The organism is Cobetia sp. LC6 (genome assembly GCF_030264805.1).
Lineage (GTDB): Bacteria > Pseudomonadota > Gammaproteobacteria > Pseudomonadales > Halomonadaceae > Cobetia.
In genome coordinates this window covers 76,961-103,604 of sequence record NZ_JASSPL010000003.1, presented here as the reverse complement: position 1 = coordinate 103,604, position 26,644 = coordinate 76,961, and the positions used below count along the sequence as shown (strand labels likewise).

The window sequence follows — 26,644 nt, the reverse complement described above, 5'->3', positions numbered from 1 at the left end:
CTTGCAAAAGCAAATGAGAATGATTATCTTGTATGTGCGGTGTCCGGGCAGACATCGCAGGGCGCAAGCCCAGCCGTAGCGGCGGAGTCAGGCCCCCGCTACGGTGTTTCTCCTCATCAAGCTAGTCACGGTCTTGGGCATCCTCATCTGGGGATGCCCTTTTTCTTGTGCGCTGCGCACACTGCGAGCTCTCACGTCGCGTTCGGATGTGCGGTCGTCAGATCGACAGCTCGACAGCAGCTCGGGTCGACAGGAGCTCAGTTCGCCAGCCACAGGGGCAGGGTCAGCATCGCCAGCAGCGTCTGGGCGGTGATCAACGCCGCCATCAGCTCGGCATTGCCGCCCAGCTGGCGGGCCAGAATATAGGCGGAGGTCGCGGTGGGCAGCGCCGCGAACAGAATCGCCACATCGCGCGCCACCCCCTCGAGGCCGAACCACCGGCAGAGCACGACCACCAGTGCCGGCATCGCCAGCAGCTTCAGCAGGCTTGCCAGCCACGCCACGCTGCCACTGCTTACCAGTACACGCGGGCGCAGCGCCACGCCCACCGCGACCAGGCCGAGCGGCAAGGCGGCGCGCCCCAGCAGGCTGATGGCGTCGCCACTCCAGCCCGGCAAGCCGATGCCGCTCAGGTTGAGGGCCGTGCCGGCCAGACACGCCAGTACCAGCGGGTTGCGGGTCAGCGCCTTGAGCGAGCGCAGCAGGCCGCCTTCGCCCAGGGTGCCTGCGCAGATGAAGGCCATCACGCACAACAGGTTGGCGGCCGGTACCATCAGCGCCAGCGCCACGGCCGCGACGGTCGCCCCGGCGCTGCCATGCAGCGCTGCTGCCCCGGCCACACCGACGTAGCTGTTGAAGCGGATGCTGCCCTGGAAGAGCGAGGTAAAGGAGGCGGCGTCGCCCATATGACGGCTCAGCCAGGCCGGCGCGTGACGCCAGCTCAGCCATAGCGCGGCGGCGAACAGCAGCATCGCGCCCAACATCACGCTGGCCAGCGTCACGACCGGCACGCTGGCCATGTCGGCGCGCGCCAGCGTGGACACCAGCATGGCGGGGAACAGCACGTAATAGATCAGGCGTTCGAGTTCACTCCAGAAACCTTCGCCGGGGAATCGCTTCCACCCCAGCAATGCCCCCGCGAGGATCAACAGGAAGAGGGGGCCGAGCGCCTGCTGTACACTTGCCATGCTGACTCCTTGTCGGGGCTGAGTGCGAATGCCTTGAGAGCGATGTGGCGAGCGCGTGACATGATGTCTCGCCTGCTGCCGCGGTGAGGCGGGCTGGTAAGCTTGTCATGACTCGCTCAGCGCTGCACTTGGACTCAGGTCTTGTTCGCCGGTCACGCGTTGCCGTCGTGCCGTGTCTGAGTGCAGACCATTCCCATCACGTCACTTTCTTTCCCATTCGGGGCGCCTTGCCTGTCGATGCGCTGCCGGACCGTTGCCGGAACTGCCATGTATCGCGTAGAAGAAGACAATGCCCGCCCGCGGCTGCTCAATCTGCTGATCATCGTCACGCTGATCACCATCGTGGTCTCGCTGTATTACCTGATCGACTATTACCTGGTACGTGATGGCAGCAACGGCAAGGTGACCTGGTTCGCGCCCAATCAGTCCTGCGAGCTCAATCATGCCCCCTGCACTGCCGAACTGGGCCGCTTCGGGCGTATTACTCTGGCGCTGGACGGCGATATCAGCCCGCTGACGCCGTTGGGCATCCGCGTGATGACGGAGGGCGTCTCACCGGAGGGGGTCGAGGTGGACTTCATCGGTCGCCACATGGACATGGGCGTGAAGCGCAGCGTGTTGAGCACCACCGATGCCCAGAGCCTCGAGCGCCAGCATTGGCAGGGGGAAGGGCAGCTGGGATTCTGCAGCAGTGCGACCATGGCGTGGCGCGCGCAGGTGATCGTGACCACCGAGCGTGGCCGACTGGGTAGCTGGTTCGATTTCGATAGTCATCCGCAGGCCACCACGGCGGAGCAGCTCGAAAGCTCGGTCGATCAATTGTTTCGCAGTGATACCCGCCCGACGCATCAGGGCAGCTAGCCGTTGGCGTTGAGCCCGGCCGGCAGGGGCATCGTTTCAGGCATGAGAATACCGGGAGGCGGGGATGGGAGAAGAGCGAAAGTCACAGGATGGACAGTCAGGTACCCGCCAGCAGGAGAGCCATCAGTTGGGCAAGGGAGTCGCCAGACGCTGGTGGCTGCTGGGCGCCATCGGCCTGGCGGCCGTGATCGGAGCCGGTGTCGCCTGGCAGCAGGCGCAGCAGGACCTGGCGCCGGTTGCGGGCATGCAGGCCTGGGCCAGTCTGGGCGGCCCCATCCAGCTCGAATCACAGCAGGGTGACTTCACGCTGGCGAAGGTGACGATGGGCGAGGCCGCCGACGCGCAGGCCACGCCGGTCATCGCGCTCTACTTCGGCTACACCCAGTGCCCGGATGTCTGTCCGATGACGCTGGCGGCGCTGCGTCAGGTGATGTCTGAACTGCCACCCCGGGCGGCGGCGCGCGTGGTGCCGGTGATGGTCTCGCTGGACCCCGAGCGCGACACGCCTGCCCGGCTGGCCGAGTACACCGGGCACTTCGGGCCACGCTTTCAGGGTATTACCGGCAGCCAGGCGGCACTCGCCGATGTGGCGCGGCGCTATGGGGTCAGCTATCGGCGTGTCGAGGCGCAGGACTCCGCGCTGGGTTACACCATCGATCATGGCGCCGCGCTCTATCTCGTCTCTGCTCAGGGACGTATCTACGATCGCATTCCATTCACGCCGGGGCCGGCGGGTGTTCGCGCTGGCGTGACGCGCGTCCTGAGCGCGACCGCTGATTGAGCCCTGCGTGCACTCGCTGAATGCGCCGCGCCTTCAGGCCTTGCCAAGAGGTGAAATACACATTGTCCACAAGTTGGCAAGCGCTCAAGGAAAATTTTGTGGATAATCATGATGCCTCGTACACGCAACGCAGTGCCGTCAAGAGCTGATTTATAAAAACTAGTAAAAACAAACTGTTACGCGATATCGACTAAAAATGTCAAGTCAGTGGTTGCTTTGCGTTCAACCAGCATCACTGCCGCGACAGGCACCATGAAGGCCGGTTGTCAACCTGTGGTCAATAGCTTCCCCACAGATTTATCCACAGGATGGCGGCGTCCGTACAGGGATTTCTGGAGGGGAGAATCAGCGGACATCCGCCATTGCCAGAAACGCAAAGAGCCGCCCATCGGGCGGCTCTTTGCGTTTCTACCGGCAGCAGTGCTTGCCGGTTACCAGCAGGGGAGGCTCACGCCGCCATTACTGCTTGGCGTCGGCCTTGGTCACGTCGAGCAGCTCGACCTTGAAGGTCAGCGTCTCGTTCGGACCGATCGGGCCGCCGGTGCCAGCCTTGCCGTAGGCAAGCTCGGCCGGGACGTAGAGCATCCAGGTGTCGCCGACGCTCATTTCCTGCAGTGCTTCCTGCCAGCCCTTGATGACCTGGTTGACCTTGAAGCTGACCGGCTCGCCACGCTGGTAGGAGCTGTCGAAGACGGTGCCGTCCAGCAGCTTGCCTTCATAGTTCACCTTGACGGTATCTTCAGCGGACGGGGTCGCACCGTCTCCGGATTCCAGCACCTTGTACTGCAGGCCGGAATCCAGTGTCTTCACGCCGTCCTTCTTGGCGTTTTCGGCGAGGAACTTGTCACCCTCTGCCTTGTTGTCGGTCGCTTCCTGCTCGACCATCTTCTTCTGCTCTTCCATCTTCTTCTGCTGGAAGCGGGAAAGCGAATCCGCGATTTCCTGGTCGCTCATCTTCATGTCGCCCTTGGCGTAGACATCACGCACGGCTTGAGTGAAGGCGTCGAGATCCAGATCGGTGATGTCCTGGGAGAGGCTCTTGCCCAGAGTCGCGCCGATGCCATAGCTGAGCTGTGCCTGCTCGTCTGCGAGGCTGTCATCGGCGGCAAAGCTGAACGGGGTGACCAGGAGGGCGCCGAGCGCGACGGCACTGACCAGCTGTTTCATGAAAACTCCTTCAGGATGGAATGGGCCTGAGACGGGCCCGAAACACGCAATTGACACCGAGGCAGCATGGCCTGCCTCGGGCACTAGTGTTACTCCGACTCTACCAGCCGCGTACAAGTTCCGCATCTCGCTGGCGTTGTCAGGCGCCGGCGGGCACGCGGGCCAGTGCCAGTCTGCGCAGGGCACGTGCCGTCGGGTGATCCCCCACGGCGAGCGTCGTCTTGCTACTCAGCAGAGCCAGTGATTGTTGAAAGGCCTGCAGCGGGTCCGCGACATGCGCGAAGGGTGCCCGCAGACCGGCCGCTCCTTCGGCTGACGACAGCGCAGGACTCAGCTCTTCCAGCTGGGCGAGGGTTTCCCGCTCGGCGGAAAGCTCGCAGGCCTTGAGCTGCTGATAGAGGCGTTCCAGGCGTTGCACCGCGGCCGGGTCCTGGGTCGCGGGCAGCGTCTTCAGCTCCTGCTTCAACTGGCGGCGGCGCTCGCGCAGCATGCCGGTCATCCAGCCCTGCCAGTCGCGCACGTCTTCCAGCAGGCGAGTGGGCGAGGCGGCCAGGGCGATGCCGTGGGCGGACAGCCAGTGAATCCACAGCAGCTCGCAGACATCGAGTCCCGCCTCGTCCTGCAGCAGCAGGCAGGTACTCATCATGTCCGGCGTCGGCTGAGAGTTGCCCGCAGAGCCGACCTCGCCGGGCAGGGCATACAGAGACAGCGCGTAGTCCCACAATCCGATAGAATATGCGCCCATCAAGTCGGCCTCTTCGTGTGTCACGGATGATGTCTCTTCATGTGTCACGGATGATGTCTCTTCACGTGCCACCGATGATGTCTCTTCACGTGTCGCGCTCATCAGCTTGCTGAGTCGTAGCGCTCGTGTCGGTGGCGGTGAACGGGAGCCCGACGTCCCCCGTATTTTCTGATCGAGGTTGTCATGATTGCACTGCGCCAGCTCGCCCTGCAACGCGGCGGAGCACCGCTGATCGACGAAGCGGATCTGACGCTGCATGCCGGTCACAAGGCCGGTATCGTCGGCCCCAACGGCGCCGGCAAGTCGAGCCTGTTCGGCCTGATCCTCGGCGAGCTGACGCCCGACAGCGGCACGGTATCGCTGGCCGGTGGCGTGCGTGTCGCGCACATGGCGCAGGAAATCGATGCACTGGAGCGTCCGATCGTCGACTACGTCATGGACGGGGACCACGCGCTGCGCGAGACCGAGCGCGCCCTGGCGGCCGCCGAAGAGAGCGGCGAGCACCAGCGTCAGGCCGAGCTGCACGCCCATTTCGATACCCTTGATGGCTACACCGCACGGGCACGTGCCGAGCAGCTGCTGGTCGGCCTCGGCTTCAGCCAGGCGCAGCTCAGTCAGCCGCTGGCGGCCTTCTCGGGTGGCTGGCGCATGCGTGCCAATCTGGCGCGCACCCTGTTCACGCCGTCTGATCTGCTGCTGCTGGATGAGCCGACCAACCACCTGGATCTCGATGCGCTGCTGTGGCTGGAGCAATGGCTGGCGCGTTATCCCGGCGCGCTGCTGCTGATCTCCCACGACCGCGACTTCCTCGATGCGGTGTGTGATCACATCATCCACTTCGATCGTCGCAAGCTGGTGGTCTACAAGGGCAACTACAGCCGCTTCGAGCGCACGCGTTCCGAGCGTCTGGTGCGCGAGCAGGTCGAGCACGAGAAGACCATGGCGCGGCGCGCCGAGATCGAGGATTTCGTGCGCCGCTTCAAGGCCAAGGCCACCAAGGCGCGTCAGGCCCAGAGCCGCATGAAGATGCTGGAGCGCATGGAAGAGACGGCGGCGGTCAAGGCCGACTCTCCGTTCCACTTCATCATCCCGTGCTCCGACAAGATCTCGCATCCGCTGCTGGGGCTGGACCGCGCGGTGATCGGCTATCCCGGGCAGCCGCCGCAACTTTCCGGGGTACGCTTCTCACTGCTACCGGGACAGCGCATCGGTCTGCTCGGCCCCAACGGCGCCGGCAAGTCGACGCTGATCAAGGCGCTCACCGGCGAGCTTGCGCTGGTCGAGGGCCAGCGGACCGCCGGCGAGCATCTGGCCATCGGCTACTTCGCCCAGCACCAGGTGGACGGGCTCGACCTGTCCTCGACGCCCTTCAATCATGTGCTGCGTCTGTCACCGACGGCGGGTGAGCTGGAGATTCGCACCTTCCTCGGCAGCTTCGGCTTCCACGGCGATGAGGTCTACGCCACGGTGGAATCGTTCTCCGGTGGTGAGAAGGCGCGTCTGGCGCTGTCGCTGATCGCCTGGCAGAAGCCCAATCTGCTGTTGCTGGATGAGCCGACCAACCACCTGGATCTCGACATGCGCGAGGCGCTCACCGATGCGCTGGCGACCTTCGAGGGCACCGTGATCCTGGTCTCTCACGACCGCCACCTGCTGCGTGCCTGCGTCGATGAATTCTGGTGCATCGCCGATGGCCGCGTGACGCCCTTCGATGGTGACCTGGATGATTACCGTGCCTGGCTCAAGGCGCGGGTCGAGGGCGAGCGGCGGGAAGCGCGCGCCCAGAAGGATGCCGATGCGGGGACTGGCAGCACGCGCACGCCGGACCGCAAGGAGGCGCGCCGTCAGGCGGCCGAACTGCGCGAGAAGCTGCGCCCGCTCAAGAAGGTCAGCGACAAGGCCGAGCAGAAGATGAGCAAGGCGCAGGGCGAGCTGGACAAGATCGAGGAAGCGCTGGGCGATGCCACGCTCTACGAGGCGGACCGCAAGACGGAGCTGACCAAATTGCTGGCCAGCCAGGGCGAGATAAAGAGTCGCCTCGATGAGGCCGAAGCCGAGTGGCTCGAGGCTCAGGAAGCGCTGGAAGAAATGGAAGCCCAGCTCAAGGCGGCGGACTAGGTCATGCGGCTGGACCGCTGGCTGACACGTCAGCCACAGCTCAACCGTCGTCATGCGCTCTCGGCGCTGGCGGCGGGGCGCGTGCGGGTCAACGGCGCGACGGTCAGCGACCCGCTGCATGAGGTCGGCCCCTTCGATGACATCCACCTGTCAGTGAGTGACGCTGTCGTCTGCCTGCAGGTCGCGCGGCGTCCGCGTCATATCCTGCTCAACAAGCCCGCCGGGGTCGTGACGGCCTGTCATGACCCCGAACACCCCACCGTGATCGATGTGCTGCGTGACACGCTGAATGCACGCGGCGAGGACAGCGGCTGGCTGGCCGACATCCACCATGTCGGGCGCCTTGATCGTGCGACGACCGGCGCCCTGCTGCTGACCAATGACGGCGGTGTCTCGGCGCGCATCAGCACTGCCGGGCTCGAGGGCTCCGCCAAGCGTTATCGCATGGGGCTGGAGCGTCCCCTGTCGGAGATCGAACAGGAAAGCGCCATTGCACAGGTTCGCCAGGGGGTGATGCTTGAACATGATCCGCGCCCGACACTGCCGGCACAGCTTGCGTTTCTCAGCGCGGACCAGGCACGCCTGACGCTGCACGAGGGACGCCATCATCACATCAAGCGGCTGTGGCGCAGCCTGGGCAATCGCGTGGTGTGGCTGCACCGTGAGTCGGTGGCGGGCTTGAGTCTCGAGGGGCTGGCGCCGGGGGAGTGGCGCGAGCTTACCCGCGAGGAGTGTTCACGGCTGGGGGCCGCGCAACCTCGCGGGTGAGGCCACTCGGCGGGTGGCATCTTGTCGACACCGGGTTATCCACACCCACCCGGTGCGCCGCCAGCGAGTGACGGCTGCGATGGGGGGTGGATGGATCGTGCTGAATCGTCGTCAGCGCTGCTCAGCTGCCGGTCGCCTGACCGGGCAGGTCTTCTGCCGAGATGCTCGCCTGGTCATCGTCGGCGGGGCTGGCATCAGGCGTCGACAGGCTGACCAGCTCGCCGTCGGCGTTGCGCGTGAAGTTGCGCACGATGACCCCGATATCCTCCGGCAGCGGCGCAAACTGGCTGCAGCGGCTCAGCACTTCCTGCATGTCCTGATAGCCACTGTCGCGCCGCGAGTCGATGGTCGCGCGCGAGAAGTCGATATCCTTCAGTGAGGTCTCGCCCGGGCGCGCCGAGGCCAGCAGGCGCACCACGTTGATCGAGGGCTGCTGGGTCATGGCGAGGATGCGCTGGATCTTCGGTGACTGGCGTAGCTCCTCCGGCAGATGGTCGGCGAGATTCTCGATTCCCATGCGCAGCGCCTGATTCTCTTCCAGCAGATGGAGATGCTCGCCGGCACGGCTGGAATACTGGATGTCCTTCTCGCGCAGCTGCGCCTCCTGCAATGTCTCCGGCACCTTGCCATCGGCACTCCACAGGTCGATCACGTAGCAGTTGACCACCGTCTCGCCATGCGGGCGCTCCGACAGCACCCAGCTGACGGGCGTATTGGAGTAAAGACCGCCATCCCAATAGGCTTCGCCATCGACCCACACCGGTGGGAAGGCCGGTGGCAGGGCGCCGCTGGCCAGAATATGGCGGTGGTCCAGCGCTTCATGCGAGGAGTCGAAGTAGCGCAGTGCGCCGCTGCCGATATTCACCGCCCCGACCGACAGGCGAACATTCTCCGGGTGGCGGGCATCGAGTCGCTCGAAGTCCACCAGTCGGTTGAGCGTGTCCCCCAGCGGCTCGGTGTCGTAGAGGCTGGGTGGCTCGCCGAAGAAGCTCTGCCAGATCGGCACCGTCCACAGCGGGCGCGGGCGGAAGAAGCCCGGGATGCCCCACAGCATGGCAGAGGTACGCGCGACACTGCGTTCCCACGGATGGAAGGCGGGGCCCATGCTGGCAGCGGGTTGGGCGATGCTGTACCAGAATGACTCGAGGGCCTTGAGGCGCTCGCCCTCCGGATTGCCGGCGATCAGGGCGCCATTGATGGCGCCGACCGAGGTGCCGACCACCCAGTCGGGCTGGATGCCGGCCTCGGCCAGCGCCTCGAAGATGCCGATCTGGTAGGCGCCGAGCGCACCACCGCCTTGCAACACCAGAATATTGAGCGCATCGGCGCAGAAGTCGCAGGATGTATCACGCATGAAACCTTCTCCTCTCTAGTAGTGCAGCACTCCGCCGGGGAATGCCCGAGGTCAGGGGGACCGTCGCGAGCGAGACGCCATGTGATGGGGGAGGCGTGGGCTCGTGGAGGCAGCGAAAGGGTAACGAGGTGCATATCAAGGGCAATGAAGCACCTGATCCAGGCAATGAGGCACTGGGCCCAAGCAATGGAAGCGCTTTTATTGTGCAGTGCAGCATGGCGCCTGTCAGCATAGCACGCATCCTCGCCTTGCGTGTCTGCGATCTCATTCAAGCGACTGACTGAGGCGGCAGGGGCAGTGGCATGGGCAGAGACAAGGAGGAAGACAGGAGCAGCAGCCGTGCGCCGGTCATTGACACCAGGGCGTCAGCCACAGGTCGGCTGCCAGCAGCAGCAATGCATAGCGTCCGCCCTTGGCGATCACGATCAGGACGAGGCTTTTCCACCACGCCAGCCGGAAGACCCCCGCCAGCACCGTCAGCGGGTCGCCGATCAGCGGGGCCCAGCTCAGCAGCAGGCTCCAGGCGCCGAAGCGGCGATACCACAGAGTGCCGCGCGCCAATGCGCGCCGCGAGACCGGAAACCAGCGCCGTGTGCGCAGGCGGCGGGCGCCACGCCCCAGGGCGACGTTGATCAGGCTGCCGAGCGTGTTGCCCAGCGTCGCCGCGATCCACAGCGCCCAGGGCGCGTGTCCCTGGCACCACAGTCCCGCGAAGGCCGCTTCCGATCCACCGGGCAGCAGGGTGGCGCTGGCCAGCGAGATCACGGCGAGCGAGGTCAATCCCGGCAATGACAGTAAGGCCGCTTCATCCATATCACTTTCTTCTGTTTTTCACGGTGTCAGGGCGCTGGGGGTGGCTTTCTTCCCTCCTCAGCTCGGGTATGCTGTTGGCACGTCAAAGCCATATTTCGGGAGCTTCCTGCATGCATATTCCGTGCGTCCTGACGATAGCGGGCTCAGACCCCTCCGGGGGAGCCGGCATTCAGGCGGACCTCAAGACATTCTCTGCGCTGGGCGCCTACGGGGCCAGCGTGATCACGGCGCTGACGGCGCAGAATACCTGTGGTGTGCGCAGCGTGGAGGCGGTCTCGCGGGAATTCATCGCCGCACAGCTGGACGCCGTGCTGGATGATCTCGATATCCGCGCCGCCAAGATCGGCATGGTGGCCGATCCGCTGGTGGTGGAAATGCTCGCCGACCGCCTTCAGCAGCGTCGCCCGCGCTGGGTCGTGCTGGACCCGGTGCTGGTCGCCAAGAGTGGTGATGCGCTGGTCAATGATGCTGCCATCCAGTCGGTGGCCGAGCACCTGGTGCCGCTGGCCGACATCATCACGCCCAACCTGCATGAAGCCGCGGTACTGCTGGGCGAGCGTCGCCTGATCGGCCGCTCCGACATGCCTGAGGTCGCTCGCGAGCTGCGCGCCCGAGGCGCGAAGGCGGTATTGATCAAGGGCGGGGCGCTTGAGGGGCAGGCCTGTGATGACCTGCTGGTCAGTGATGCCGGCGAGCAATGGCTGTGCGCGCCACGTATCGAGACCGACAACCTGCACGGCACCGGCTGCTCGATGTCTTCTGCCATCACGGCGCGACTGGCGAACGATCTGCCGTTGTCGCAGGCGGTGGTCGAGGCGCGCGAATGGCTGCTGGGCGCGCTGCGCGCCTCCGACCAGCTCAACGTCGGCAAGGGTCGTGGGCCGGTGCATCATTTCCACGCCCTGTGGTAAGTCAGCGAGAGCCAGGCCCGTGAAAGTCTGCAGGAGTGATGAATCCCGCAGGCTCCCCTTGATCCCTGCCAGCCAACGAGTAGATGCCATGCCTATATCGCTGTATCGCTTGTCCGTGTCAGCTGTCCGTGGCGCCGTTTGCTACCTGAACACCGCCTGGCGTGTCGTCAGTTCGCCGGTGGCGAGTGCGCCGCGCTGGCTGGCCGCGGGCGTGATGGGGGCGCTGCTTGCCACCACCAGCCCGGCTGCGCTCGCCGTCGAGATCAAGGGGGTGACCTTCGCGGATCAGGTGACCACGCAGTCCGGACAGCCGTTGACGCTGATCGGCAGTGGGCTCTTCACCTACCTGCTATGGGATGCCTATGTCGGCGCCTATTATCAGGATGCGCGTCGCCCGCGCCCGGCGCCGCTCAAGGATGTCTCGCGCCGCCTGGTGCTGGAGTACTTCCATGCCATCGACGCCGAGGACTTCGCCAAGGCGACCACCAAGGGCGTGCGCAAGAACCTGTCCTCGGCGGATTTTGCGGCGATCGAGCCTGAATTGACGCGCTTCAATCGTGCCTATCAGGACGTCGTGCCGGGGGACCGCTATGCACTGCAATGGTTGCCCGCCGGTGGGGGCAGAGGCACGCTGTCGCTGGTGCTGAACGGGCAGGTCATCTTCGAAAGCGATTCGCTGGCGCTGGCCAATGGCCTGTTCGCGATCTGGCTTGGCGACGAGCCGGCTCAGCAGGATTTCCGTACCCAGCTGCTGGGGCAGTAGCGCGTGCTCTCCATCTGGCCTCTCTAGTCTATCTGGTCCCTCTAGCCTATCTGGTTCATCTGTAGCGGCATCGCTCTCGTCTTGCGTCTGGACCGAGACACCACGAAAAACGCCCCCGCCGGGAGTCCCGGCAGGGGCGTTTTTCGTGCGCGTCTTTCTAACATTCCAACTTTTTATCTTTCTATCACTCTTTCGCTCTTTGCTATCCGCCTGGCGGGGCTGACGCGCTTGCCTGGGGCTTACTTGCCTTCGGCAGCCTTGATGTCGGCCTGCAGGGTGTCGAGGATCTTGCTGCCGCGCTCACCGGATTGCTCACGATAGACTTCCCAGCCCTTCTCGCCGACCGGGCGGAAGGCTTCGCGCTGCTCATCGGTCAGCGTGATGATCTCGATGTCGCTGTCTTCCTTGATCTTCTCCAGACGGTCAGCGTTGTACTCCTCCTGCTTCTCGAAGATGTACGGACGCATCTCGTTGGTGATCTTGTCGAGCATCTGCTGCTGCTCGTCATCCAGTCCGGAATAGAAGTCACTGGAGGCCACCAGCGTGGTGATGAACTGCGCCTGCTTGGCCTGGATCATGTAGTCCTGAACTTCGTAGAAGCTCATTTCCTGGATGGCGAACACCGGGTTCACCTGGCCGTCGATCTGACCCAGCTGCAGGCCGGAGTAGACCTCGGAATAGGGCATCGGCGTCGGGTTGGCCCCGTAGCCGCGGTAGCTCTCGACCAGAATCGGCGAGGTCATGGTGCGGATCTTGAAGCCTTCCATGTCCTCAGGTGTCTTGATGTCGCGGTTGCCGGTCCACACCATCCAGCCTTCCGGAATCACGCCCAGCAGCTGGAGGTTCTGCTCGGTGTAGGCCTCGGAAAGCATGTCGATGGCCTTGGAGCTGCCGAGCACCTCTTCATTGACGGCATTGTCGTCGGAGAACAGGAAGTGCAGCGTGAAGACGCCCGACTCCGGAATCACCGAGGCCAGGTGACCCGGTGAGGCAAAGGTCAGCTGGATGGCATCGCTCTGCACCAGTTCGGTGAGCTGCGAGGAGGTACCCAGTGCACCATAGGGGTAGATCTCGACATCGATGTCACCACCGGAAGCCTCTTCGATGCGCTTCTTGAATTCCTGGGCGTAGGCATCCTGCACACTGCCGGAGACCTCCTCCAGCGCGAAACGCCAGGTGTCCGCCTGCACGCCCGCGGAGGCCAGCGCCGCCATGCCCAATCCAGCGGTGAGGGCGCCTCCCTTGATGAGCGCGGCGAGACGAGAAAAGGGAACAGGAGTCCTGGACGTCTCGCGATTCTGCTCGGGTGACGGGTTCCATTGCATCGTCATCTTGTTCTCCTTGTGTGATTTCCATCAGCGTCGGGCGGCTCTGGGCACACCCGGCGTGCAACTTGCATCATTCAGATAATATTGCCATTCTTAATATAATAAAAAAATTACCAAATTGGATAGTGTGATTAGAATTTATTATGAACAAGCTGAGCTTGTGCGCATGAGTCTCTGGTACTCGAGGCTCTGTTCATTGCTCACCAGGGCTTCACAATCGGCCCCCGGCGCCGGAGCGACATGCCGTGCGTCGGCTGCATACTGATTTCAAGCGCCGCTAATAAAGCTAGAACAAGAGTAGCCAAAGTGAAAATCACGACGGCGCCGAGGAAAATTTCAATGGATCGTACTGGCAAATGCTGGCCGTCTGGTGAAAACCACTGCGCGCATGACGCCTGGTAGAAAGCCTATCTGGCAGGATGCCACATCAACAGGAAACCGCTTCATGAACTCGCCCCCCTCCAAGTCCCCCTCCGCTGATGAGACCCGCCCCAGCCCGGCCGAGACGAATGGCGGTCAGGACCCCCTCGCACATCTGCCTGCGCCGCTGCGCCGTCTGGCCGCCTGGTTCGAACGTGGTGACCAGGGACTGGCGCACGTCGAGCGCTGGTTGATCGCCCTGTGTGTGCTGGGCATGGCGACGGCCAGCATCGCCAACGTCATCGGGCGCAACATCTTCAACTACAGCCTGCCGTTCACCGAAGAGCTGATGCAGATCCTGCAGCTGTGGCTGACCTTCCTCGGCATCAGCTACGGCGCGCGCGCCGGGCGACATATCCGCGTGACGGCCCTGCTGGACTTCATGCCGCCATGGTTGCGCAAGGTGCTGCTGATCGCCGGGCAGGTCATCACCTGTGCCTTGTTGGCCTACCTCGCCTGGCTGGCGGTGGATTATCTGCAGAGCCTGGCCAAGTCCGGGCGTGTCACGCCGTCGCTGCGCTGGTCGCTGGCGGCGCTCTATGCCGTGGTCCCGCTGGGACTGGCGCTCGGGGCTCTCCAGTACCTGATGGCGATTCTGCGCAATCTGCTGGCGCAGGGCGCCTGGTTGTCATGGCGTACGGCGGAGATGGACGAGAACGAGGAAGTCGACGGCAGCGGCGCGCTCTAGCCACTGCGTCTGGAATGTCTTCTCGAGCCTCGATAGACGATTGATCACACTTCATTGACCCAGGGACGGAAGCTGCGATGTGGATTCTGCTCGTGATGGTGGGGCTGCTGTTGCTTGGGGTACCCATGATGGTGCCATTGAGCGTCGGCACCTTTTTCTTGTTGTTCAGCGATTTTCCCTTCCTCAAGCCGGAGCTGGTGATCCAGCAGATGATCGGTGGCCTGCAGCCAGTGGTGCTGACGGCGGTGCCGATGTTCATTCTGGCGGCCGATATCATGCTCAAGGGTTCCACTGCCCAGCGCCTGCTGGACCTTGTCGAGCGTTTCGTCGGTCACTGGCGCGGTGGCCTGCCGGTGACCACCGCGCTGGGCTGCACTCTGTTCGGGGCGGTATCCGGCTCCACCCAGGCCACGGTGGTGGCGATGGGGCGCCCGCTGCGCCCGCGGTTGCTGGAAGCCGGTTACAGTGACAAGTTCACCATCGCGTTGATCATCAATGCCTCCGATATCGCGCTGCTGATTCCCCCCTCCATCGGCATGATCATCTATGGTGTCGCGACCGGTACCTCGGTGGGTGACCTGTTCATCGCCGGCATCGGCCCGGGGCTGATGATCCTGGTGCTGTTCTCGCTCTACTGCATGTGGAAGTCATGGAAGCTGGGCATTGCTCCGCAGCCCAAGGCGGACTGGCCCGCACGCTTCAAGGCCTTGAAGCGCGCCAGCCTGCCGGCGGGCTTCCCGGTGATCATCATCGGCGGCATCTACTCGGGCATGTTCTCGCCGACCGAGGCCGCCACGGTCTCGGTGATCTACGCGCTGATTCTCGAGATGCTGATCTATCGCGGCGTGACCCTGAAGGACCTGCCCGGTGTGGCCTTTTCCACGGGGCTGATCACCGCGGTGGTGTTCATCCTGGTGGCAGCGGGCGCGGGCTTCTCGTGGATGATCTCCTTCGCCAAGATTCCGGATGCCATCCTCGGCGGCTACATCCCCTACCTGTCGGAGCACGCGCTGGCGCTCTTGGCAGTGATCGCGGCGGCCTACTTCGTCGGCTGCATGTTCGTGGACCCCATCGTGGTGATCCTGATTCTGGCGCCGGTGTTTGCGCCGGCAGTCGATGCCGCCGGACTGGACCCGGTGCTGGTCGGCACCCTGGTCACCCTGCAGGCGGCGATAGGCTCGGCGACTCCGCCCTTTGGCTGCGACATCTTCACGGCGGTGGCGGTATTTCGAAAACCGTACATGGAGGTCATCCGGGGGACGCCGCCCTTCATTGCCCTGCTGTTGCTGGCGACGGTGCTGCTGATGCTGTTCCCGCAGATCGCGCTGTTCCTGCCCAGCCTCGCCAACTAGCAGCGCCTCCCATCCTCTCAAGTAACACCTGTCGCGCCCCGCAGGCTCAGTCTGCGGGGCGTTCGCGTCTGGTATGCTCCCGAGCACCCAATGTCATGAACCATCATCCATCTCTTGAAGGAGCAAGCGGCATGCGAGCATTGATCCAGCGCGTCACACGGGCAGAAGTCGTGGTGGAGGAGGAGAGCGTCGGCGCCATCGAGGGCGGCTTGCTGGTACTGGTGGGCGTCGAGAAGGGCGATGATGAGGCTCGTGCCGACAAGCTGCTGCACAAGATGCTGCATTACCGAGTCTTCGCTGACGAGAACGACAAGATGAACCTCAACGTCCAGCAGGCGGGCGGCAGTCTGCTGCTGGTCTCGCAGTTCACGCTGGCGGCGGACACCGGCAGCGGCATGCGTCCCAGCTTCTCCTCGGCGGCGCCACCGGCGGAGGGCGAGCGGTTGTTCACCTATCTGGTCGACAAGGCGCGTGAGCGCGGGAGAGAGCTCGGGGTGGGAATCGAGACCGGACGCTTCGGCGCCAACATGCAGGTCTCGTTACTCAATGACGGGCCGGTGACCTTCCTGCTCGAAAGCTGATCGCACAGACACGAAAAAGCCGCCCCCGAGGGGGCGGCTGCAAGCATTGGATGACAGGACTGCGCCGCCTCGCGGGAGTGCGGCGCAGGTAACGCAGTCTTACTGCACGCCTTCCGGATTACGTGCGTTCAGGTAGGCCTGTTCAGAGACCTCATGCCACTTCTCGACCTTGCCTTCGAAGGTGGTATAGGACTCGTAGATGCGGCCGGCCAGATCGTTGGACTCGCCGAGTTTCTTGACCACGTCGCCGGACAGCTCGCGCGCCTTGTCGAGCACGTCCTGCGGGTAACGGCGCAGCTCGACCTTGTGCTCGTTGAGCAGTGTCTCGAGGGCATCGTTGTTGCGCGCGGTGTACTCGTCGAGCATGTCCTGGTTCACGTCACGTACCGCGGAACGCAGGATGGCCTGCAGGTCCTTGGGCAGCTCGGCCATGGCGTCGTCGTTGACGATGGCCTCGAAGGTGACGGTCGGCTCGTGCCAGCCCGGGTAGTAGTAGTACTTGGCGGCCTGATAGAGACCGAAGGCCAGGTCGTTGTACGGACCGATCCACTCGGTGGCATCGATGGCACCGGACTGCAGCGAGGTGAAGATCTCGCCGCCCGGCATGCTGACCGTCGCCACGCCCATCTGCTGCATGACATCGCCACCCAGACCCGGGATACGCATCTTCAGGCCATCGAGGTCGGCGACCGAGTTGATCTCCTTGTTGAACCAGCCGCCCATCTGCACGCCCGAGGCGCCACCGGCCATGACTTCGACGCCGAACTTGTCGTAGACCTCGTTCCACAGCTCCAGGCCGCCGCCGTAATGCAGCCAGGCGTTCATTTCCTGCGCGGTCATGCCGAAGGGGACGGCGGCGAAGAACTGGGCTTCCGGCGCCTTGCCTTTCCAGTAGTAGGAAGCCGAGTGACCGATCTGCGCGGTACCGGAAGAGACGGTATCGAGTACCTCGAAGCCCGGCACCAGCTGGCCTGCGCCATAGACCTTGATCTTGAGACGGCCGTCGGACATCTCATCGACCAGACGTGCGAGGCGTTCCGGCCCCTGGCCCACCCCCGGGAAGTTCTTCGGCCATGAGGTGACCATCTTCCAGGTGAAGGTATCGGCGGCGTTGGCAACGGCCGGCAGGGTGCCCATGGCGGTCATGGTGCCGACGGCGATACCGAAGGCGAGTTTGTTGAGTTGCATGGCATGCTCCTTGAAGTGCCCGATTGTTGTTGTGCACCGGTCAGTGACCGGCGCTGGGCAAGAGGTGGGCCGCGAACGGCTCCCGTGCATCTGCATGAGCCGACTGGCGGCTCTCCCATCAGCTGACGGGGCAGGCCCCGCCAATTCAGTTGCTGCTCTGTGTTGTTCTGCCCGTATTCTGTCTTTGTGCTGTCTCGTCAGTCGTGGCCTAGAACTGGGCCGGCAGCCAGGTCGCCAGGTCCGGGAAGGCGGCCAGCGCCCCCAGCATGCACAGCTGGATCAGGATGAACGGAATGACACCCTTGTAGATCTGCTTGGTGCTGACTTCCTTGGGGGCCACGCCGCGCAGGTAGAACAGCGCGAAACCGAACGGCGGCGTCAGGAAGGAAGTCTGCAGGTTGATGGCGATCATGATGCCCAGCCAGATCGGGTCGAGGCCCATGGCCAGCAGCACCGGGCCGACGATCGGCACCACCACGAAGGTGATCTCGATGAAGTCGAGGATGAAGCCGAGCAGGAAGATCACCAGCATCACCACCAGGGTGGCACCGATGACGCCGCCGGGCATGTTCTCGAAGATCTCGGTGACGACCTCTTCGCCGCCGAAGCCGCGGAATACCAGAGAGAACAGCGCGGCACCGATCAGGATCAGGAACACCATCGAGGTGACGTTGGTGGTGGAGCGCACCACTTCCGTCAGGGTCTTCAGGCTCAGCTTGCGGTTGGCGAGGGCCAGCATCAGTGCACCGAAGGCGCCCACGGCAGAGGCTTCGGTCGGGGTCGCGAGACCGCCGAGAATCGAGCCGAGCACACAGACGATCAACACGATCGGCGGCACCAGCCCCTTCATCATCAGCCAGAAGATGCTGCCGGTATGCCCCAGCTCTTCCATCAGCGCATCACGGTCGACGGCCGGCGCCTTTTCCGGTTTCAGCCAGGCGACCATGGCGATGTAGACGATATAGGCGAGCACCAGGATCAGGCCCGGAATCAGCGCGCCGATGAACAGGTCACCCACCGAGACGGTCTTCGGGCTCCAGATGCCCATCGACAGCTGGGCCTGCTGATAGGCCGAAGACAGCACGTCGCCCAGCAGGACCAGCGCGATGGACGGCGGGATGATCTGTCCCAGGGTGCCGGTGGCACAGATGGCGCCGGTGGCCAGTGACGGGTCATAGCCGCGTTTGAGCATGGTCGGCAAAGACAACAGGCCCATGGTGACGACGGTCGCGCCGACGATACCGGTGGAGGCGGCCAGCAGCATGCCGACGATGGTCACGGAAATTCCCAGCCCGCCGCGCAGCGAGCCGAACATCAGTGCCATGGCGTCGAGCAGCGTTTCGGCGACCTTGGACTTCTCCAGCAGCACGCCCATCAACACGAACAATGGCACGGCCAGCAGGGTCTGGTTGGTCATGGTGCCGTAGAGGCGGTTGGGCATCGCGGACAGGAAGCTGGCATCGAATACGCCCTGGGTAATGCCCAGTGCGTCCAGCCCCATGCCGAGTCCGGCGAAGGCAAGCGCGGTACCGGCCAGTGACAGCGCCACCGGATAGCCCAGCATCAGGACGATACAGATACACACGAACAGCAGCAGTGGCATGATCTCGAGCATTACACCAGCTCCTCATCGTGGTCAGGGGTGTCATCGCTCGCATGCGGGGAGGGCAGGCGGCCCATCAGGAACAGCAGGTGGCGGCCGGCTTCCGCCACGCCTTGCAACATCATCAGGATGGCGATGGCTGGAATCAGGGTCTTGAGCAGGTAGACGCCCGGCAGGCCGCCGGATTCGGGGGAGGCTTCCTTGATGCCCCAGGAATCGCCCACGTAACCGAGGCTGGAGAGCAGGATGAATGTCATCACCGGGAACAGCAGGAACAGGGTGCCGCCGAGATCGACCCACGACTTTCCGCGGTGCGACATGCGCTGATAGAAGATATCCACCCGCACATGGCCGTCGTGCTTGAGCGTGTAGCTGGCGGCGAGCAGGAAGACGGCCGCGTGCATGTACATCACGGATTCCTGCATGGGGATGCTGTTGATATTGAAGGCGTAGCGCAGCATCACGATGGTGAATTCGACCAGCATCATGATGACGACCAGCCAGGATACGCAGCGTCCCAGCCCCTCGGTCATGCGGTCGAGCCCTGTGAGCCAGCCGGGGGTAGAGGCATTGGCAGACATGGAGTCCCCTTGGCCTGCGGGTAGCAGGTGATGATTGTTGGTGTTGTTGTTGCTTTGCCGACAGCGTTTGCTGTGTCTTTGCCAAGCGCTTGTGTTGCAAGCGATTGCTGTCAAGGTCGCCAATTCAGATGTTGCTCATGTTGTGGTCAGTCGCGGTGTGCAGCAAGCCGTGATGGCATTGCTTTGAACAACGCTATTCCACGCTTCATCCCTGTAAGTGACGTCGCTCGGATGCGGTATGTCATCAGTCATCGCTAAGTCAACGATTAATCCACGTCATTGGCAGACAAAGAGTAGCGAGCGGCGCCACAACAACAAATGGATCATTGGTCTGACAGGCTGACTTTGCCTTTGCTTACAGTGGGATAGGCGAAGCAATGCCGGCAGGCAGGCGAGTGATAGGGCAAGAAAGGTCGCGGCAGGTCGCGTTATGCGCATCCAACAGATAGCAAGCGATGCGCCGCAGACGCGGCGGCGGGCGCAAGCGTTATGGCACAGACAGCCGCTGGCAAGCCATGGATAGCTGGCGGAAGCTTGAGTCGTGAGAACCGGGCGTCAGAGAGGGAGAAGCAGACGTCAGGGATGCCTATGCAAGAGAGACAGGCGTCAGGCGAGCCCGATCGCCTTGCGGCATGCGGCTGGCAGATGGACTTCTACCGCAAGCGGCAGATGGTCGGAGAACAGGTGTGACAGCGTGGTCGGGTGGCTCAAGCGCAGCGTCGAGGAGACCAGGATATGGTCGAGCCCACGGCGTGGCTGCCAGGCCGGGTAGCTGTTGATGGCCTTGCTGGGGCGGGAATCGAGAGCCTCGCTGAACGCCTTGTGCTGACGAAGCTGGGCCAGCGTGCAATTGAGGTCACCCATCACGATGACATGCTTGAGGGGCGCGATCAGCTCGCCAAGGTACTGCAGCTGACGATGCTGGATACGGGCACCGAGTGCCAGGTGGGTGACGAAGACATGCAGGGCGTGTTCGCCCTCGCCGAAGCGGGCATGGATGGCCCCGCGCCCCGGCAGAGTGCCGGGCAGGCTGTGCTCTTCGAGATGACTGATCGGCAGGCGCGACAGCAGGCCGTTGCTGTGCTGAGCCAGGCGGCCCAGGTTGCGGTTGAGCTGCTGATAGCGATGCGGGAATTCGGCCGTCTCGGCCAGTGAATCGACCTGATTGACGTTGCCGGAGCGGAAACTGCCACCGTCCACCTCCTGCAGTCCGACGATGTCGTAGGGCGTGATGGCGGCGGCGATCAGCTCCAGACGCTTGCGGCGCATCGGGTGGGGCAGCACATGCTGCCAACCGCGGGTGACATAGTGATGCCACGCCGCGGTATGGATACCGACCTGCATGTTGAAGGTCAGCAGACGCAGGGGAGGTGCCGTCTCGTCGAGTCCGGCACCTTCCGTGGCGCTGGCGGCCACTGAGTCAGCAGCCGCTGCCATCAAGCGGCGTCCTTGCTGCCGGCTTTCTCTTCACGCACCTGCTCGACCAGCTCGTCGGTGATCTTGAGCATGTTCTGCAGTGAGCCTGCCGTGCTCGGCGAGATGACATAACGGCCATCCACGATCAGTGCCGGTACGCCCATGATCTTGTAGGCGCGCATCTGGGCGTGGGCCTGATTGACCTGGCTCTTCACGCCGAAGGAGGTCAGCGACTTCTTGGCGTCTTCTTCACTGACGCCGTAGTCGCTGTAGAACTTGGCGATATCATCCGGGTCGGTCAGACGCTGGTGGTCCTGATGGATGGCATCGAAGAAGGCCTTGTGGGTCTCGTCGAGGATGCCCAGGTCCTTGGCGGCATAGAAGGCATAGGCGTGCTTGACCCAGTCCTGCCCCATGGTGGCCGGCAGACGGTTGAAGGTCACGTCACTCGGCAGCTCATCGACCCACGGCTCGAGGCTGGATTCCAGCTTGTAGCAGTGCGGGCAGCCATACCAGAACGCTTCGACCACTTCGACATTGCCCGCCGGCGCGTCGGTCTTCACCGGCTCGTCGAGTACCTGATAGTCCTTGCCGGCTTCAGCGGCGAACACGCTTGCTGACAGGCCAAGGCCCGCCACCAGAGTCAGTAGGGGTTTCCACTTCATGGAACATCTCCATCGGATTGAGGCATGCCCGGGCATGATACCCGGCAACATTAGTGATGCATCGAGTATGCGTGTCAGCCACCACTGCTGTCGAGACTGCCGAGCGGGACACGGCGGATCACTGTCGGGCCAGCCTAGCGCGACAAGGTTGACCGCTGGATGAACGCCGTTCGATCACGCCCCGTACAAGGCGTCGCTCGATCACGCGCCGTGAACGGCGTGCTGGTGCTGGTCGTCATCAAGTCAATCATACGCGACACCCGGCTGTACGGATGCCTCAGCGCAGGCCGTGGACATATTCGGCCACCTGCTGCATGTCGCTGTCACTCATGCGCGCGGCGATGCTGCTCATGATGGCGTTCGGGTCATTGTCGCGGCTACCGTCGCGGAAGGCCTTGAGTGCTGACACGGTGTAGGCGGGGAATTGTCCGGCCAGCGCCGGGTAGCCTGCCGAGTCGATGCCTTCACCTCGCGGGCCATGACAGGCTGTGCAGGCCGCGATGCCGCGCTCGAGCGAGCCGGCCCGATACAGCACTTCGCCTGCACGGGCCGCCTCTGGCTCGGCCTGACCGCGATTGGCGGGCTGCGCGGCGTAGTGGGCCGCGATATCGGCGATGTCCTGATCGCTCAGGTTGTCGGCGATACCGGCCATCTGTGGTACCGAGCGGCGGCCATCCCGGATGTCGGCCGTCTGCTTGCGCAGGTAGTGGGCCTGCTGGCCAGCAAGATGGGGGAAGGCCGGGGTCGGCGAGATGCCCTGGGCGCCGTGACAGGCAGCACAGACGGCAGTCTTGGCCTTGCCTGCCGAAGCATCGCCGACCAGCGATTCGGCGGCGGCTCCCGTCGGCAAGGTGGCGGCCAATGTCGTGGCAGCAAGTGCCAGCAGCAGGCGCAAGGGGCGCTCGGGGATCTGCCTTGGTCTCATCAGCTCATCCATTTCACTGGTCCCTGTTCACGAAGAGGCCCGTTCGGGGCTTGTATCATCCGGCGTGGATGGTGGCCTCTGTCATTTCCCCGGAGCCCGCGCCGTGCTGCGCGCGGTGAGAAGTGCTCCCCCGCTCTCGCAGCCCGTGAGAGCAGGGTGGTACACTAGGCATCATGATCGTCATGCTGACCTTGCAGGCAGTATAGCGAATCCCCTCAGGGCGCGTGAGCGTGCCTGTCGTCAGTCGTGTCATCGCAGCAATCCAGTGCATCTTCCCGCTGTCGCCGGCAAGTTGCAGCGCCGATGGCAGGGCAGGCGGCACTCTTTTCGTTACACCGGTCGTTTCTTCTGCTCTCTCGTGATGTCGCGCGGGCGAGACGTCCGCCTTCAACAGGTATTCAGAACTCCCATGGCCGAATCAGCTCCTTCGACCCCCAAGCTCCATTATCGTCAGGCGCGCTTCCTGATCAGTGCCGCGACTCTGGCCCAGTGCCCGACGGACGTGGGTGCCGAAGTGGCCTTCGCGGGTCGCTCCAATGCCGGCAAGTCCAGCGCCATCAATGCGCTGACCTCGCAGAAGGCGTTGGCCCGTACCTCCAAGACCCCCGGCCGCACCCAGCTGATCAACTATTTCACCATCGGTGAAACGGGCCGCCATCTGGTCGACCTGCCCGGCTATGGCTATGCCAAGGTGCCGGACAAGGTGAAGCGCGAGTGGCAGTCACATCTGTCCAACTACCTGCGCAACCGCCAGTCGCTGCGGGGCCTGGTGCTGCTGATGGATGTACGCCATCCGCTGTCCGAATTCGACCAGATGATGCTGGGCTGGGCCGATGAGGCCAAGATGCCGGTGCATATCCTGCTGACCAAGGCGGACAAGCTGAAGCGCGGGCCGGCGGCGGCAAGCCTGCAGAAGGTGCGTCACGCGCTCAAGGAGTGGGAAGACCTGGTCACCGTGCAGCTGTTCTCGTCGCTGAAGTATTCAGGTGTGGAGCAGGTGCATGCCAAGCTCGACGAGTGGCTGGCGGACCCGTCGGTGATGGACGGCGTGGAAGAGATGGCGGGCGACGAGGCACCGCAGGACCCCTTCGACGACTGAAGGTGCAAGACGATCTGGGGCGAAGCCTCGAACTACGCCACCTTGCATGACGAAACGGCCACCCCTTGGGGTGGCCGTTTGCGTTACGACAGGCACGCTGTCACTGATGTTTGCGCTTCCCCCGGGGCCGATCACATGAACAGGCTGCGCGGTGCGCTGGGAATGGGGTCAAGACGGGTCAGAGAGCTCGTTTCCCTGGGCGCCGAGAGAATATGCGGGGCCTTCACCGTAGGCTCGACGACTTCCGGCATCGTCACGGCCTCGCTGGGGGCGAGCAGGCTGCGCATGGCCTCCTGTGGTGAGGCTGCCGGCGCCTCTTGCGCGCTGGATTGCAACGTCGCGAGGCTGGCACGACCACTGTAGACCGCCACGATGACCAGCAATGCGGATACCAGTACGATGGCCACGCCTTTCAGCAGAGCGCGGCTGGACTGCCGTGAGGGCGTCATGATCGGCGCATGCTGCTCCCCTTCACCATGCAGGGGTGGCCTCTGGGGAGAGGAAGATGACACACGGTAGCGCGGGAGTGAGTGGGTGCTCATGCTGGCCTCTCCTGTTGACGTCGAGGTGGCAGGCATCTCCCGGCGCAGTCTCAGGAATCTCAGACAGGATTCAACATCGACGACGGCGGGAAACTTGTACATTAAATATGGTTGAAGCGTCATTTTTGTACAAGTTTTAATTCACTCAGTCATTCCGCTACTTGCTCTGCCACTCAGTCACTCCCTCACTCAGTCATTCAGGCGCGCAATCAGCGCCGGCAGCTCGCGAACGTGCGAGATGACATGTACACCTGCCGGGACGGGGCCCGGGGCACCCTGACCCTTGACGTCGATCCAGGCGGCCTGCATGCCCAGGCGCGCGGCAGGCAATGCATCCTCTTTCCATGAGTCACCGACATGCAGGGTGGTGGAGGGGCGGCTGCCCAGGCGTGCCATGGCGGCGAGAAAGGGACGTGCATCCGGCTTGGGCGCCAGCCATTCGCCGGCGGCGATGCTGAACTCGAAGTGATGGTCCAGCGCGAGGCGAGCCAGGTCGACATTGCCATTGGTGATGGCACCAAGGCGGTAATCGTGGGCGAGGGAGTCGAGCAGTTCGCTGGCTTCCGGGAAGGGCGTCAATTCGTGACGCAGCGCCAGGAAGCGCTCGATGGCGGCGCGTGACCAGTGGCCCGCCTGCTCATCATCATGCCCGGCATCACGCAGCATGGCGTGCATGGCCTCGCGGCGCAGCCAGGTGAAATCACCGCGGCGTAGCGGGTGCTCCAGCCCCAGCGCCATGCGGCGGCGGGTGTATTCCTCGAGGGGGAAGTCGTTGGCATGGCCGATCTCGCCATCCAGCCAGGCGTAATGCTCGGCCTCGGCGCGCTCCATCACCGCGCGATTCGCCCAAAGGGTGTCATCGAGATCAAAGGTCAAGGCCGTCAGACGAGGTGCGTTGGCAGGCGTCACAGGGTGTCATCCTTGAGCGGGGCATCAGTGGGGAAGGTGGTGGCAGTGTCTGATGTTGCCGTCTCTGATCCGCGCTGGCGGCGGGCGCGAGGGTGGGCCTGATCATAGGCACTGGCCAGTTGCTGCCAGTCGAGGCGGGTATAGACCTGGGTGGTCGAGAGGTGGGCGTGTCCCAGCAGTTCCTGCACGGCGCGCAGGTCGCCGCTGGATTCGAGCAGATGACTGGCGAAGGAGTGGCGCAGGCGGTGTGGGTGCAGATGCTCGGGCAGGCCGCGTTCTTTCGCCTGCGCCACCAGCCTGAGCTGAACCCCACGCTGGCCGAGGCGGCGGCCCTGCTGGCCGACGAACAATGCCGGCTCGTCCTGGGCGGCGAGCTGGCCGCGCACCATCAGCCAGGCATCCAGCGCCTGGCGGGCGCGTGAGCCGATCGGCAGCTGGCGGGGCTTGTCGCCCTTGCCGCGCACGCGCAGGCGGCGGGTTTCCAGCATGTCGAGGTCGAGGCTGACCAGCTCCGAGAGACGCAAGCCCGCGCCGTAGAGCAGTTCCAGCATCGCCTGATCGCGGATCGCCAGTGGCGTGCCGTCATGTGGGCAGTCGAGAAAGCGTGCCAGGCTGTCGATATCCACCGGGCGTGGCAGGTGGTCCGGCAGGCGCGGGGTCTGCACCAGCCCCGCCGGGTTGTGTGGCAGCACATCCTGCTCGACCAGCCAGCCACAGAAGCGGCTGATCGCCGCGCGCCGCCGCGCCAATGAGCGTGGCGCGAGGCCACGACTGCGCTCGGCACCCAGAAAACGCCTGAGTGTCGGTACGTCCAGCGCCTGCCAATCCTTCGGCAGGGGCGCCGCGTCCTTTTCACCAGCGGCGCTGCTGTCCGCTGCGGGGCGCAGCATGAAGGCGGTCAACGCCTGCAGATCACGCGCGTAGGCGCTGACGGTCGCGTGGCTGCTGTCGAGGGCAAGCTCTGCCAGAAATTTCCGGCAGGTCGCGGACAGCGTCTGCTCGGCGGCAAGGCGCTCGGCGTCGCTCGCTGAGGTGCCATCGGTGGATATATCGACGGCTGAAGCGCCGTGGGCTGACTTGAGGCGGCTCATCGGCTGGCCTGGTCGTCACGGCTCGAGGAGCGCAGAGGCGGCTGGCCCGGGGCATCGCGGCCCAGGCAGCGGGCCAGCACGTCACCGAGGTATTCGGGAAACAGGGTGTCGAGACCGGCACGGAACTGCTCGGCGTCGGCACTCGCCACCACCAGATAGCCCAGGCACTCACCACGGGTCAGGCGCACGATGACGGCGGAGCCGCGCGTGGCATCGGCCTGGCTTGCATCGACGAGGTCTGCACAGTCGGTGCCGAGTGGCCACTGATGATCGGGCAGCAAAGCTTCCCAGCGCGTGCGTGGCATGGCCAGGCAGCGGCTGGCACGACCCTCGAGCAGCCGCTCGAACTGCTCGCCGCGCGCATCCTCAAGCGCTCGGCGCGGCGGCTGTGCCGAAGCATCGGCATCGCGCTGCCACAGGCAGACGGCCGCGATGTCGAACAGCTCGCTGAGGCGTGTAGACAGCGTCTCGGCCAGCGCATCATCGGACTCGGCATCGAGCAGATCCAGCACCAGCTGACGCAGACGTTGATAGCGACTCTCGTTGTCGCGCGCAGCGGTCAACAGCTCCTCGAGGCGCTCTTCTGCCTGATCGGTCCGCCCGCGCAGATCATGTACCAGCCGCTCCAGCAACGAGATGCTGCCGCCGCGCGCTTCCGGGTGTGGCACCCGCATGCGTTGCAGCAACCCTTCACGCCCCTCGAAGAAGTCGGGGTGCGTGGCCAGCCATTCGGCGACCCGATCCGGGTCCAGCGTGTGCGGGCGACGTGACACGGGTGACTCGGCCAT

Annotated in this window: 26 protein-coding genes; 10 read left to right on the top strand and 16 right to left on the bottom strand. The window is 64.1% G+C overall.

Features of this window, described 5'->3' with window-relative positions; all coding sequences use genetic code 11:
- Window positions 1–257: 257 nt before the first annotated feature.
- Window positions 258–1,187 (bottom strand): AEC family transporter, encoded by a 930-nt coding sequence (locus QQF40_RS05410; protein ID WP_175088999.1) that lies wholly within the window; start codon window positions 1,185–1,187, stop codon window positions 258–260.
- Window positions 1,188–1,454: 267 nt separating this feature from the next.
- Between QQF40_RS05410 and QQF40_RS05405 the strand changes: the two genes are divergently transcribed.
- Entirely contained in the window at window positions 1,455–2,048 is a 594-nt protein-coding gene (locus QQF40_RS05405) for a hypothetical protein (RefSeq protein WP_175089000.1), read from the top strand.
- Between the two features lie 64 nt (window positions 2,049–2,112).
- Window positions 2,113–2,829 carry an SCO family protein gene (locus QQF40_RS05400; RefSeq protein WP_285460659.1) on the top strand — a complete coding sequence of 239 codons (717 nt, stop codon included), beginning with the start codon at window positions 2,113–2,115 and terminating at the stop codon, window positions 2,827–2,829.
- A gap of 459 nt (window positions 2,830–3,288) precedes the next feature.
- Here the strand turns inward: QQF40_RS05400 and bamJ are convergent, their stop codons facing one another.
- Window positions 3,289–3,996 (bottom strand): BamJ family beta-barrel-assembly machinery protein, encoded by a 708-nt coding sequence (gene bamJ, locus QQF40_RS05395; protein WP_285460658.1) that lies wholly within the window; start codon window positions 3,994–3,996, stop codon window positions 3,289–3,291.
- A gap of 139 nt (window positions 3,997–4,135) precedes the next feature.
- The gene (locus QQF40_RS05390) at window positions 4,136–4,741 is read right to left on the bottom strand and encodes a TIGR02444 family protein (RefSeq protein ID WP_175089003.1); all 606 of its coding nucleotides are present in this window, start codon (window positions 4,739–4,741) and stop codon (window positions 4,136–4,138) included.
- A gap of 183 nt (window positions 4,742–4,924) precedes the next feature.
- Between QQF40_RS05390 and QQF40_RS05385 the strand changes: the two genes are divergently transcribed.
- Together QQF40_RS05385 and QQF40_RS05380 are read left to right on the top strand one after the other, a co-directional pair.
- Window positions 4,925–6,859 (top strand): ABC-F family ATP-binding cassette domain-containing protein, encoded by a 1,935-nt coding sequence (locus QQF40_RS05385; RefSeq protein ID WP_285460657.1) that lies wholly within the window; start codon window positions 4,925–4,927, stop codon window positions 6,857–6,859.
- A gap of 3 nt (window positions 6,860–6,862) precedes the next feature.
- Window positions 6,863–7,627 (top strand): pseudouridine synthase, encoded by a 765-nt coding sequence (locus tag QQF40_RS05380; protein WP_285460656.1) that lies wholly within the window; start codon window positions 6,863–6,865, stop codon window positions 7,625–7,627.
- A gap of 121 nt (window positions 7,628–7,748) precedes the next feature.
- Here QQF40_RS05380 and QQF40_RS05375 read toward each other — a convergent pair whose 3' ends face one another.
- Window positions 7,749–8,981 (bottom strand): patatin-like phospholipase family protein, encoded by a 1,233-nt coding sequence (locus tag QQF40_RS05375; protein WP_175089006.1) that lies wholly within the window; start codon window positions 8,979–8,981, stop codon window positions 7,749–7,751.
- Window positions 8,982–9,329: 348 nt separating this feature from the next.
- Window positions 9,330–9,794, bottom strand: coding sequence for a YqaA family protein (locus QQF40_RS05370; protein ID WP_502871417.1), 465 nt, complete (start codon window positions 9,792–9,794; stop codon window positions 9,330–9,332).
- A gap of 110 nt (window positions 9,795–9,904) precedes the next feature.
- Between QQF40_RS05370 and thiD the strand changes: the two genes are divergently transcribed.
- Window positions 9,905–10,705 (top strand): bifunctional hydroxymethylpyrimidine kinase/phosphomethylpyrimidine kinase, encoded by an 801-nt coding sequence (thiD, locus tag QQF40_RS05365; RefSeq protein ID WP_285460655.1) that lies wholly within the window; start codon window positions 9,905–9,907, stop codon window positions 10,703–10,705.
- 88 nt (window positions 10,706–10,793) lie between these two features.
- Entirely contained in the window at window positions 10,794–11,468 is a 675-nt protein-coding gene (locus QQF40_RS05360; protein WP_175089008.1) for a chalcone isomerase family protein, read from the top strand.
- Between the two features lie 239 nt (window positions 11,469–11,707).
- Here QQF40_RS05360 and QQF40_RS05355 read toward each other — a convergent pair whose 3' ends face one another.
- The gene (locus QQF40_RS05355; protein ID WP_285460654.1) at window positions 11,708–12,799 is read right to left on the bottom strand and encodes a TRAP transporter substrate-binding protein; all 1,092 of its coding nucleotides are present in this window, start codon (window positions 12,797–12,799) and stop codon (window positions 11,708–11,710) included.
- A 442-nt stretch (window positions 12,800–13,241) separates the two neighbouring features.
- On the opposite strand from QQF40_RS05355, the gene QQF40_RS05350 reads away from it, so the two are divergent.
- From QQF40_RS05350 to dtd, 3 genes are all read left to right on the top strand, one after another.
- Window positions 13,242–13,904 (top strand): TRAP transporter small permease, encoded by a 663-nt coding sequence (locus QQF40_RS05350; protein WP_285460653.1) that lies wholly within the window; start codon window positions 13,242–13,244, stop codon window positions 13,902–13,904.
- Between the two features lie 77 nt (window positions 13,905–13,981).
- Window positions 13,982–15,256, top strand: a complete 1,275-nt coding sequence (locus QQF40_RS05345; RefSeq protein ID WP_175089010.1) for a TRAP transporter large permease — start codon at window positions 13,982–13,984, stop codon at window positions 15,254–15,256.
- A gap of 131 nt (window positions 15,257–15,387) precedes the next feature.
- Entirely contained in the window at window positions 15,388–15,837 is a 450-nt protein-coding gene (gene dtd / locus QQF40_RS05340) for a D-aminoacyl-tRNA deacylase (protein WP_175089011.1), read from the top strand.
- Window positions 15,838–15,936: 99 nt separating this feature from the next.
- Here dtd and QQF40_RS05335 read toward each other — a convergent pair whose 3' ends face one another.
- The 6 genes from QQF40_RS05335 to QQF40_RS05310 form a co-directional block, all read right to left on the bottom strand.
- Window positions 15,937–16,983, bottom strand: a complete 1,047-nt coding sequence (locus QQF40_RS05335; protein WP_253063601.1) for a TRAP transporter substrate-binding protein — start codon at window positions 16,981–16,983, stop codon at window positions 15,937–15,939.
- A 250-nt stretch (window positions 16,984–17,233) separates the two neighbouring features.
- A complete protein-coding gene (locus QQF40_RS05330; RefSeq protein WP_175089013.1) occupies window positions 17,234–18,640 on the bottom strand; it encodes a TRAP transporter large permease in 1,407 nt (468 codons plus the stop codon).
- Window positions 18,640–19,209 carry a TRAP transporter small permease subunit gene (locus QQF40_RS05325; RefSeq protein ID WP_043333327.1) on the bottom strand — a complete coding sequence of 190 codons (570 nt, stop codon included), beginning with the start codon at window positions 19,207–19,209 and terminating at the stop codon, window positions 18,640–18,642. Before QQF40_RS05325 ends, QQF40_RS05330 begins: the two co-directional genes overlap by 1 nt.
- A gap of 606 nt (window positions 19,210–19,815) precedes the next feature.
- On the bottom strand, window positions 19,816–20,553 hold the full coding sequence (locus QQF40_RS05320; protein WP_225996620.1) for an endonuclease/exonuclease/phosphatase family protein: 738 nt from the start codon (window positions 20,551–20,553) through the stop codon (window positions 19,816–19,818).
- A gap of 92 nt (window positions 20,554–20,645) precedes the next feature.
- Complete coding sequence (locus QQF40_RS05315) at window positions 20,646–21,290, bottom strand: thiol:disulfide interchange protein DsbA/DsbL (protein WP_043333328.1); 645 nt, start codon at window positions 21,288–21,290, stop codon at window positions 20,646–20,648.
- A gap of 277 nt (window positions 21,291–21,567) precedes the next feature.
- Window positions 21,568–22,215, bottom strand: a complete 648-nt coding sequence (locus QQF40_RS05310) for a c-type cytochrome (RefSeq protein ID WP_285460652.1) — start codon at window positions 22,213–22,215, stop codon at window positions 21,568–21,570.
- Between the two features lie 409 nt (window positions 22,216–22,624).
- Between QQF40_RS05310 and yihA the strand changes: the two genes are divergently transcribed.
- Entirely contained in the window at window positions 22,625–23,314 is a 690-nt protein-coding gene (yihA, locus tag QQF40_RS05305; protein WP_054556430.1) for a ribosome biogenesis GTP-binding protein YihA/YsxC, read from the top strand.
- 131 nt (window positions 23,315–23,445) lie between these two features.
- On the opposite strand, the gene QQF40_RS05300 is transcribed toward yihA, so the two are convergent.
- From QQF40_RS05300 to QQF40_RS05285, 4 genes are all read right to left on the bottom strand, one after another.
- Window positions 23,446–23,856 carry a hypothetical protein gene (locus tag QQF40_RS05300; protein ID WP_175089015.1) on the bottom strand — a complete coding sequence of 137 codons (411 nt, stop codon included), beginning with the start codon at window positions 23,854–23,856 and terminating at the stop codon, window positions 23,446–23,448.
- A gap of 189 nt (window positions 23,857–24,045) precedes the next feature.
- Window positions 24,046–24,765, bottom strand: a complete 720-nt coding sequence (locus QQF40_RS05295; RefSeq protein WP_175089016.1) for an HAD family hydrolase — start codon at window positions 24,763–24,765, stop codon at window positions 24,046–24,048.
- Window positions 24,762–25,856 (bottom strand): tyrosine recombinase XerC, encoded by a 1,095-nt coding sequence (locus QQF40_RS05290; RefSeq protein ID WP_285460651.1) that lies wholly within the window; start codon window positions 25,854–25,856, stop codon window positions 24,762–24,764. Before QQF40_RS05290 ends, QQF40_RS05295 begins: the two co-directional genes overlap by 4 nt.
- Window positions 25,853–26,644 carry a DUF484 family protein gene (locus QQF40_RS05285; protein ID WP_285460650.1) on the bottom strand — a complete coding sequence of 264 codons (792 nt, stop codon included), beginning with the start codon at window positions 26,642–26,644 and terminating at the stop codon, window positions 25,853–25,855. Before QQF40_RS05285 ends, QQF40_RS05290 begins: the two co-directional genes overlap by 4 nt.